Genomic DNA, 7650 nt, shown 5'->3' with positions numbered 1-7650 from the left:
GGGGGGGGGGGCACCTATAGATAAATAGGCATTCGCCCACAGCAAAAAAAAGGGGGGGGTAAAATTATAGTCACAAGTACGACTTGAATTGTGAGGTGTGTGCCCATTAGCGACGCTTGCTAGGTCTGCGTAGTGCCAGTTGCTTTGGACTGTGTACGCAACTGATTCACTCTGTTTAAAGCTAATGAATGAATGAATTGATTGATTGATACAAGACAACCTTCTTGTAAGCAAGTCTTCTTTCGGTGCGTTAAGAAGACTCTTCTGAAAGAGGGAAAATATAGAAATTCCTATTTTAAGGATACTCAGTTAATGACCATTAAAATAAAGGCGGTATTGCCGACCGCGGCGGCACTGGCATTCTGTTCGGCCTCGGTATGGGCGGCCGCTCCTGCTCCCGTGACTGTCAGCGGTGGAACGGTGAACTTCACGGGACGCATCGTTGATGCTGCATGTTCGTTGGATACCGGTGCGAGCGAGACAATTGTTAATTTGGGAGAAGTGCGAGCCGCCGCGTTGGCAAAAAAGGGCGCGACGAGTACGCCAGTTTCGTTTTCAATCAAGCTGTCAGATTGCGTATTGGCAAGCAGCGACACAACAACGGATTCTTACTCAACGGCAGCGGTTACGTTTGTAGGCACGCCTGTGGGCTCAGACAATACCGTGCTTGCCTTAAATGGTGGCGATGGCGCAGTCGGTGTCGCAGCGGCTAATGTTGGCATCCAGATCCTCCAGGACGCCGAACCGGTCGCCATTGCCGGCTCGCAGAGTTCCGCTGCGAAACCTATCGTGGCTGGTGAGAATACACTTTACTTCGGAGCTCAGTACGTTGCTACAGCGGCAGGCGCAACGGCCGGTGCGGCTAACTCGAGCCTTACTTTTAACTTGACGTACGAATAATCCTGTTATTGCCGGCGCAGCATATCTTGGGATATGCTGCCTTTGAGGTTTGAATAATGATTGGCCTGACGTATCTTTTCAGGGCTCAAGTAGCTATTTTTGTTTTCGGTGCCTTCATGTGCTTTAATGCCATCGCCGGAGGGATTACCGTGGGCGGTACGCGCGTTATTTACCCGGCAAACGCAAAGTCTGTTGATGTTTCAATAAAAAACACTTCGTCGCATTCAGTGTATTTGGTTCAGTCTTGGGTTGAGGACGCGCAACAAAAAAAAATAGCGACTTCATCGTTACGCCTCCGTTGTACACCAGCAATTCGGGAGATGAAAATATTCTTCGCTTGATTTATGTCGGCAGTTCGCCCGCATCTGATCGAGAGACACTTTATTATTTTAATGCAAAGGCCATTCCGGCTGAGGACAAGGCGCAAGTGCAGGGAAAAAACATCTTGGTGATTGCTACGGTCACTCGTATCAAGCTTTTCATCCGGCCGCCAGGTCTAAAGCCGTCTGTCGACGAGGCGCCGCGTCGGCTGACCTTCAAGCGGCAAGATGGGCAAATCACGGTCACCAACCCTACGCCTTACTACCTTACGCTGGTTGGCTTGCGTTTGGGGGGCGATAAGCTTAAGTCCATGATGGTGGCGCCGTTTAGTTCCGCGACCGAGACGACGGATGGGTCGGACGCACGTTCCATTGATTATCACGTCATTGATGATTTCGGTGCGGTGACTCCGGAATTCCATGCCTCTATAAGTCTTTCGTGAGCTGTGATGTGGCGGAAGTATCACGCAAGTCTAATCGGGTGGATGACGTTAGTTTTAGCGTCGCCGGCCTTGGCCGCCGACGCTAGAGGAGACGCAAATCTTTGGTTCGATCCTGGGTTCATTTCCGGCAACTCTCAGGCTGTGGCCGATCTGTCGCGTTTCCAGCGGAGGGGGGCACAACTGCCAGGGAGTTATCTGGTGGACTTTTGGCTGAACGGGCAGCGTATTGACAACAGAACTATCCGCTTTATCGCTCGTCCAGCAGATTCGGTTACCCCGTCAGAAACGATCACCATTGATAACAATGGCGACGCGGGCACCATCGTACGCGATGACACGGGGCTCATGGCTTGCGTGTCAGCTAAGGAGTTGCAGGCGATCGGCGTCAAGTCATCGGCGTTGACAGACGTCATCGTGGACAAAGGAGATAGCGGCGATTGCCCGTCTCTCGAATCAGTTATTCCAGGTGCAAAGTCTGTGCTCGATTTCCAGAAAATGCGTCTGTATATCAGTGTTCCTCAAGCCGCTCTTGTTCGGTTGCCGTCAGGGTGGATCGCGCCGGATCGCTGGGATGAGGGTATAGATGCAGGGTTGCTTTCATATCGCGTTAGTGGCAGCACCAGCCGTGCAGGAAATAGCAACAGCAGCGATCATTACTTTAGCGCTATCAGTGGCTTCAATCTGGGAGCATGGCGCGTGCGCGATAGCAGGAGTTGGAGCGATTACAATAACCGTTTGTACCATTATCAGAAGTGGGAGCACCAGAGTACCTACGTCGAACGTGCGCTGATTCCATGGCGAAGCGAGATGACCGTCGGGGACACGAATACCAATGGAGACGTCTTCGATGCTCTCGGTGTCCGAGGGCTGCAGCTTGCCACCGACGAGAACATGTATCCCTATAGCCTGCGAGGCTACGCGCCCGTGATACGAGGAACTGCCAGCACCAATGCACAGGTAACGGTCCGGCAGAACGGCTATACGATCTACCAGACAAGCGTTGCGCCCGGGGCTTTCGTGATAAGTGACCTGACTCCGTCTAGCGCAGGCAGTGACCTTGAGGTGACTGTCAAGGAGGCGAGCGGACCCGTTCGTAGCTGGGTCGTTCCCTATTCCTCTCTTCCGATATTGCAGCGGCAGGGTTTTGTGAAGTACTCGGTTTTTGCGGGTCGTTATCGCTCGGCTGATAACGAACACAAGAGCCCGCCCATGGCTGAGGGCACAATGGTTTGGGGTTTGCCGTATGGTCTGACGGTTTTCGGCGGATTGCAGTACACCCAACGTTATCGGTCGACGTTGATCGGCACGGGTGTCAACATGGGCAAGGCAGGTGCTCTGTCTGCGGACGTGACGGAGGCTGACAGCCGGCTTGTTGATGGCTCACGGCATAAAGGAGGGTCGCTGCGGATATTGTATGCCCGTACGTTTAACGCCACTGGATCCACGCTTCAGGTAACGGGTTTCCGGTATTCCACCAAGGGCTTCTATACGCTGGAAGAAACGGCCCTAAAGGACATGCAAGGGTGCGCGACTAATGCGACCACGGTGCCTAATGAGAATTATCCGATAAGCTATGACTGTTACGACCTTGATTCTCACCGGCGACAGCTTCTCCAGGCTAGCCTCTCGCAACGTGTGGGCAATTCGACAAACGTATACCTGACGGGTTCGAACCAAACCTACTGGAAGGCGAGCCGCAGCACCACTTCATTACAATTGGGGCTCAGTGGCGCATTCCGCCATGTCAATTACAACCTGTCGTATAGTATGACGCGAGCATTTTCAAGGGCAAGCACAGACCGAACGCTTTACCTCTCGTTATCAATGCCACTGGATTTTTGGCGGTCCCATAACGGTAGCTCCAGTCCGGGGTACGTCGCTACGCTGACGACTACGCAGGATAATGAAGGAAGCCGTTCATTTGCCGCAGGCGTCAGTGGAACCGCGCTGGAAGATGCTTCCCTGAACTGGAGTGTGTCTCAAAGTCGCGCCAGCGGTGATAAGAGCGGAGACGCGAGCATTAACCACCAAGGTGCGCACGGCAATGCCAGCCTGGGATATAGTTACAGCAACAGCTACCAGCAGTTCAGCTATAGCTTTTCCGGTGGCGCTCTCTTGCATCGAAACGGTCTGACGATGGGGCAGTCGCTAGGCGATACCAACATCCTCGTGACCGCGCCTGGTGCATACGGCGTGGCACCAGCAAACACGATCGGAGTCAGGACTGATCGGCGGGGTTACGCTGTGGTGCCTTACGCCTCGGCCTATCAAGAAAACCGGGTTGCGCTCGATCTTACGACCTTGGCCGGCAATACCGACATAGAAAATGCTGTTGCCAGTGTCGTGCCCACTCTCGGCGCGGTGGTAAGGGCGAAGTTTGTCGCGCATACCGGTGCCCGTGCGCTTATAACCCTTACGCATAAGGGCGCGCCACTTCCGTTTGGTACGACCGTAAGTAGCAGTAGCAGTAGCGGTATTGTTGCCGACAACGGTGAGGTATTTCTTTCTGGTCTTGCGCCGTCCGGTACGCTCCGCGCGGAGTGGGGTGACGGACCAGACCATCAATGTCTAGTGCAGTACACGTTACCAGAAGGAGCCACTTCGTCGGAGAAGATTGTTATTTTGACTCGCGATTGCTCAAGTTCAATCGTGCCCGGTGTCGACCGCTTGCATTAGTACCGATCAATTAATTCGACCCACAGATCGATGTCAGGAAAAATGTAATGTGCCAAAGTGAGTCAGCCTCCGGATTAAAAGCGATGCTGTTGCTGACGTTTTTGTTGTTCACTCCCCTGCGTGCGGTGGCGATGACAAGTGCAACGACGCCGGTATCCCTCCAAATAACTGCGACTGTAAAGACGGAGTGTTCCATAACGTTGTCCAGCGATACGTTGGACTTGGGCACAGTTTCAGCAACAGATGTGCGGGCTCATCGCGGGCCAGGACAACCGTTGACCGGGCTAAGTAGAAGTTCATTCGATGTGATAACTCGATGCACAGGAAGAACAACGACCACCCCTGGAGATGTATTGACGCTAAGCACCCCCATTGTCGCGGGGGGCGATCGGGTGGGGACGGATGGGGATTTCATTCGTTACAGCGTCAGTAGCCTTGTGTTCAATAGTGTAACAAAATCAGTAAGTTTTCCTATTGGGACGGGCGACGACCTGGGCACGGGTCATTTAAATCACTTACCTATTCTAGTGGTTACAGGTGCCAATTACGCGTCGGCGATTGCCGGAACGTACTCGGCAACTCTGACTATTACGCTGACGACCGACTGAATAAATGGTAACGTTTGCATGTACTCGGTTTAGTCGATGAGCATCTACGCCGGCATGCGCGCAAAAAATATGGATAGTTATTATGAATGAAAAGAAACGACTATGGTTCGCCCTGCTGATGTGGTGCTTCTCTTGGCCTATTGGCGGGGCAATGGCGACAGACGTTGGATCGATCACCATAAGTTCGACTATACAAGCGGATTGCAGTATTTCGGTGAATACTTCCCAAGTGGTTCTAGGCTCGATCTCAGCGACCGATGTTCGGAAGACGGTGGCAGGCAACCTACTCGTCGATACCTCAGGTTCGTTCACTGTAACGCCTACGTGCGTAGGGGCAGCAGCGGGAACTTTGACCCTTAGCACGTCGGGGGGAGTCGCGGACGGCTATCTCATGACGAGCGACGGAAGCGATTATATTCGTTTCAAGATTGAAGAGAGTTCTCAGGGAGAATTTGAGTCTTTCGATTCTACCTCAAAGTCCGTTTCCCTGGGAATAAGTGGAGCTAATTTATCTGCAGGTAATCCTTTGACGTTTAATGTCCTCGGAATCGCTGGCGCAAATAGTAGCTCGGCCATGGCCGGAACCTATTCGTCCACGCTTAATATTGAATTGGCTGCGGAGTAGGTGTGAGGAGCTAAGGACATATAGGTGGAATAACCGATTTATCTTTTTCATTATGGCATGGTGACTTGTGTTTATGATGCATTTAGGGAGGGTTATCAGGAGGGCGGTGGCAATTGTCGTCGGATTTGTCAGTGCCGCCGCGATCTCGCCAAACGCAAACGCCGCCTGGACCCCGGCCACGGTGACCCTAAATCAGGTCGTGGCTGGCAAACCTGGAGAAAGTACTATCGATGCATTGTCTTTTGGGACTTCTTATGGAGATTTCGGTAGCACTAATTCATGGTTGTTGGGCGGGCTTAGTGCCAACACTATTACTAATGCCACGCTTACGGGCACGTTGCGTTTGAAAATTCCTTTACTATATGCCAGAGGGATTGCACCGAATACCACCGAATATACTGGCTTCCAGACTGTCGATATACCGGTCTCTGCGTTACTAAGTTCCTCCGCGGTGAACCTGGATGCTTATACTGCGAATGATCCTAATGCTACTATGGGCCCTTATCCTCGCACTATCGGCATAACTCCGACTAATAATCTTTCGGACCTTGCATTAGTCAGTACTAGTACGTCGGTCCCAGGGAAAGTGAACATTGTTCGCGAAATTTATTACGGGGAGAATCACTGGACGTTAACCATTACGGGGACATCGCCAGTGATGCCAGCATGCACGTTGGCTCTGAACGAAAGTGCGGTCGATCTGGGCACTCTCTCATCGTTGGCGCTTCAGAAGGCGGCCACAAACGACGCTCTTGGCACAAGCGTCGCCGTGTTGATGACGAGTAAGTGCTCAGGGGCGACTACAGGGACGTTCACCTTCAGTACAACGGGGAATGTGGCAGATGGCAATCTCGTCCCCACGGGGGACGTCATACGCTTCAGAATGCAACTGGAAATGTTGGATGAGCCGTACGCCGTGGCTTTTGACAATAGTACAAAGTCTTCTAGCATCGCGACTCCAGCTGGTTTTTTGTCGATGAGTCATATTTCCGTTGTTAGGGTATCTGCCCTAGCAGGCAGCAACAGGGCCGCCACTGCCGGAGCGTACTCAAGCACCGTTACGATTACATTAACGCCGGATTAACTGATGATGCTGTGGGCTCGTTGACTTGTCGCCCCCCGTTAGTGAGTGCCAACCATCACCCGATGGCAGCCGGATCGTTTTGTTGCCTGAATTCGATGGGCGTAAGCCCGCCCAAGCTGTCATGCGGTACTTCTCGGTTGTAGTCGACCAGCCATCGCTCTGCCTGGTCGCGAACTTCGCTGAGGTTGCGGAAGACATGCATGTCCAGCACGCCGCGACGGAAGCTGCCGTTGAAGCGCTCGATGAACCCGTTCTGCATCGGTCGTCCCGGTTCGATAAAGTCACGCTTGATGCTTTTCCGCTCGGCCCATTCGGCGAGCGCCAAAGCGACAAACTCCGGACCGTTATCACGGCGGAGCTTCGCGGGATAGCCGCCAGGCAGCCACACGCTCCAGCGTGCGGATGACACGGGATGCAGGAAGGTTCAGATCGATCTCCACCGCCAGTGCTTCGCGCGTGAAGTCGTCGATGACGTTGAAGGTGCGGAATCGACGCCCATCCCGGAGTGCGTCGGACATGGAATCGACTGACCAGCTCCGGTTGATCGCGTCGCCGGCCACCAGCGGCATGGGATGCCGCGTGGGCACGCGTTTCTTCCCGCGACGGCGGCGGTTGAGCTGCATCAGGCAATACACGCGCCAAACCTGATGTTTCCCCACATTTCTTCCTGCAATGTCAAGCAATTGTTGCTTCAAGATGTGGAAGAAGGTGCGCGCATGGGGCACGCTTCAAGGTGACTAAGCCACAGAAGAGCGCCCACCATGCGCGCCAGTGAAGTATTGCAGAAGTGCCTGTCTAACTCACTCTCCGGGATGCATTACGCCAACGCACCTTGCTGCGCGCGGTTGAAGCGCTAGGGCACGGAGGCCGGCTGACGCTGATCGACATCGCACGCGCTTGGCCCGCTGCGACGCGGGTACGTGCGCCCCTCAAGGCATGCGACCGCCTGCTGTGCAATCGCAGGTTGCAGGTCGAGCGATCAGCCATCGAGCAG

General features: G+C 53.6%; 6 protein-coding genes and 3 pseudogenes. 7 read left to right on the top strand and 2 right to left on the bottom strand.

Annotation, left to right across the window (positions count from 1 at the left end):
- Nucleotides 1-305: 305 nt before the first annotated feature.
- Nucleotides 306-596, bottom strand: a complete 291-nt coding sequence (locus XCSCFBP4642_RS28935; protein ID WP_152527313.1) for a hypothetical protein — start codon at nt 594-596, stop codon at nt 306-308.
- Here XCSCFBP4642_RS28935 and XCSCFBP4642_RS30910 point away from each other — a divergent pair.
- The 6 genes and pseudogenes from XCSCFBP4642_RS30910 (at nt 484) to XCSCFBP4642_RS28925 (ending at nt 6656) form a co-directional block, all read left to right on the top strand.
- Complete coding sequence (locus XCSCFBP4642_RS30910; RefSeq protein ID WP_425480204.1) at nt 484-900, top strand: fimbrial protein; 417 nt, start codon at nt 484-486, stop codon at nt 898-900. The two genes, XCSCFBP4642_RS28935 and XCSCFBP4642_RS30910, sit on opposite strands and share 113 nt — an antisense overlap.
- A 56-nt stretch (nt 901-956) precedes the next feature.
- Nucleotides 957-1339: pseudogene (locus XCSCFBP4642_RS30905) on the top strand (fimbrial biogenesis chaperone); the annotation flags it as partial.
- Complete coding sequence (locus XCSCFBP4642_RS27705; RefSeq protein ID WP_053329605.1) at nt 1328-1663, top strand: fimbrial biogenesis chaperone; 336 nt, start codon at nt 1328-1330, stop codon at nt 1661-1663. The pseudogene XCSCFBP4642_RS30905 and the gene XCSCFBP4642_RS27705, both read left to right, overlap by 12 nt.
- 6 nt (nt 1664-1669) lie before the next feature.
- Nucleotides 1670-4339 carry a fimbria/pilus outer membrane usher protein gene (locus tag XCSCFBP4642_RS27700; protein ID WP_084624608.1) on the top strand — a complete coding sequence of 890 codons (2670 nt, stop codon included), beginning with the start codon at nt 1670-1672 and terminating at the stop codon, nt 4337-4339.
- A gap of 690 nt (nt 4340-5029) precedes the next feature.
- Nucleotides 5030-5572, top strand: a complete 543-nt coding sequence (locus tag XCSCFBP4642_RS28930) for a spore coat protein U domain-containing protein (protein WP_152527312.1) — start codon at nt 5030-5032, stop codon at nt 5570-5572.
- A gap of 106 nt (nt 5573-5678) precedes the next feature.
- A complete protein-coding gene (locus XCSCFBP4642_RS28925; protein ID WP_152527311.1) occupies nt 5679-6656 on the top strand; it encodes a hypothetical protein in 978 nt (325 codons plus the stop codon).
- Between the two features lie 45 nt (nt 6657-6701).
- On the opposite strand, the pseudogene XCSCFBP4642_RS25420 reads toward XCSCFBP4642_RS28925, so the two are convergent.
- A pseudogene (locus XCSCFBP4642_RS25420) lies at nt 6702-7303 on the bottom strand (integrase core domain-containing protein); the annotation flags it as partial.
- 114 nt (nt 7304-7417) lie between these two features.
- Here XCSCFBP4642_RS25420 and XCSCFBP4642_RS28920 point away from each other — a divergent pair.
- Nucleotides 7418-7647: pseudogene (locus XCSCFBP4642_RS28920) on the top strand (IS4 family transposase); the annotation flags it as partial.
- Between the last annotated feature and the right edge of the window lie 3 nt (nt 7648-7650).

This window comes from Xanthomonas cassavae CFBP 4642 (assembly GCF_000454545.1).
GTDB lineage: Bacteria > Pseudomonadota > Gammaproteobacteria > Xanthomonadales > Xanthomonadaceae > Xanthomonas > Xanthomonas cassavae.
The sequence above is the reverse complement of the archived record's forward strand: the minus strand, read 5'-3'. Positions and strand labels throughout refer to the sequence as shown.

Excerpts from the sequence above, each read along its gene's own strand:
- XCSCFBP4642_RS27700 (WP_084624608.1), top strand. The coding sequence starts at position 1,670 with ATGTGGCGGAAGTATCACGCAAGTCTAATCGGGTGGATGACGTTAGTT.
- XCSCFBP4642_RS28930 (WP_152527312.1), top strand. The coding sequence starts at position 5,030 with ATGAATGAAAAGAAACGACTATGGTTCGCCCTGCTGATGTGGTGCTTC.